This is a genomic window from Ignavibacteria bacterium (assembly GCA_016873845.1).
In the GTDB taxonomy this organism is placed as follows: Bacteria; Bacteroidota; Ignavibacteria; order Ch128b; family Ch128b; genus JAHJVF01.
Genome location: VGVX01000154.1, coordinates 1 through 1,787, shown reverse-complemented (window position 1 = coordinate 1,787; position 1,787 = coordinate 1). Strand labels below are relative to the sequence as shown.

The following is a 1,787-nucleotide window of genomic DNA, read 5'->3' as shown; positions in this document are numbered from 1 at the left end:
AAGAGGTAAGTTCATTTTAATTTTTGAGACAAAGTTTGGCAAAAACCTTAGTTCATTTAAGCTTTCCATCGATCAAACTGTTATCTTTGTTTTGTATTTTTTATAATTGATAATCTAATGAAACTATATTTTATAATTTTTATCGGGATTACTTTTTTGATATCAAGCTGCGGCGATAAAGAGAAACCGCAAAGAAGCAGCACTCCACAATATCGTATTGAAGCGATGAGTGAAATTCCAATTTTCGATTCATTAAGCACCTTAAATTACATTAAGAAACAAATAGGTTTTGGTCCGCGAAATCCAAATTCATTTGGACATAAGCAGACAATGATCTTCCTCCATGACGAACTTTCAAAATTTGCAGATACCACTTTTGTACAAAGATTTTCTTATCCTGGTTACAATAACGAAAGACTTGAATTAGGAAATATTATCGCATCATTTAATCCTTCAAATCCAAATAGAATCCTGTTATGCGCTCATTGGGATACAAGACCGCGCGCTGAAAAAGATAATAATCAGAAGAATCAAATGCTGCCAATTCAAGGAGCCAACGACGGTGCAAGCGGAGTTGCAGTTCTTTTAGAATTAGCTAAAATTCTGAAAAACCAAAAAGTTGAATTTGGAATTGACATTATTTTGTTTGATGCAGAAGATTATGGAACAGAGGGTGATCTGATAAATTATTCAATCGGGGCAAAGTACTTTGCACAAAATAGACCGCAATACATTAAACCTGCATTCGGAATTCTTTTGGACATGGTTGGGGATAAAAATGCTGTTTTCAAACGTGAACCTAACTCGATGAGATTTGCTCCCGACATTGTTGATATTATCTGGAAGATTGCTGCGCAAATGGGTGCATCAACTTTTTCTAATGAGATCAGTTCACCAATTTATGACGATCACATTCCGCTTGGCGAAGTCGGGATGAAAGTCATCGATATAATTGATGCAGACTTAGTCGGTGCTGAAAATCCAAATCCCAGCAGGAATTACTGGCACACTCACGATGATACGATTGAAAATATCAGCGCAAAAACACTTGGAGAGGTGGGCAGAGTGCTTTTACATCTCATTTATTCACTGAGGTTTTCTTCAGAATGATAAATCGCATTTATACTGCAGTAAAGATTTTCACACAACCGATGAATAGTGAATTGATTACAGGAATTTTTGAATTGCTTCAAGCTGAGGGTATAGAAGAAATAGAAAATGGAATCACTGCCTATTTCAAGGAATTTGACAAAACTAAAGAGCATGAGTTGAAACTTTTCTTTGATAGAATGAAACATGAACTTTTGATTGAGGATTATTTATTCACAATTGATACTCTGCAGAATCAAAATTGGAATGAAGAATGGGAGAAGACAATCGAACCAATCAAGGTGAGTGAAAAATTTGTAATTAAACCTTCCTTCAAAGATTATATCCCGAGAGAAAACGAAATTGTATTAACCATCGATCCGAAAATGTCTTTTGGAACTGGATATCATCAATCGACCAGATTAATGATCAAACTGATTGAAAAGTATATTTCTCCGGGTATGAAAGTTCTGGATGTTGGGACTGGGACAGGCGTTTTAGCAATTGCATCTGCAAAATTGGGGGCGGAAAAAGTTGTCGCAGTAGAGAATGATGAAGTCTGCATTGAAAACGCAAATGAAAATTTTGTGAAAAACGAAACAGAAAATCGGTGCGAATTTATTCTTGGAAAAATAACGAATGTAGAAGAAAATAACTTTGATCTAGTGTTGGCAAATATTAATAAGCATATTTTATTT

Annotated in this window: 2 protein-coding genes; both read left to right on the top strand. The window is 35.0% G+C overall.

Annotated elements, in window-relative coordinates:
- Positions 1 to 117: 117 nt before the first annotated feature.
- Positions 118 to 1,110: a M28 family peptidase gene (locus FJ213_13480; GenBank protein MBM4177164.1), complete on the top strand. Its 993-nt coding sequence runs from the start codon at positions 118 to 120 to the stop codon at positions 1,108 to 1,110.
- The coding region (locus FJ213_13475; protein ID MBM4177163.1) for a 50S ribosomal protein L11 methyltransferase at positions 1,107 to 1,787 on the top strand (681 nt) is incomplete at its 3' end. The genes FJ213_13480 and FJ213_13475, both read left to right, overlap by 4 nt.

Coding starts and splice junctions, on each gene's coding strand:
- FJ213_13480 (MBM4177164.1), top strand. CDS start 118: ATGAAACTATATTTTATAATTTTTATCGGGATTACTTTTTTGATATCA.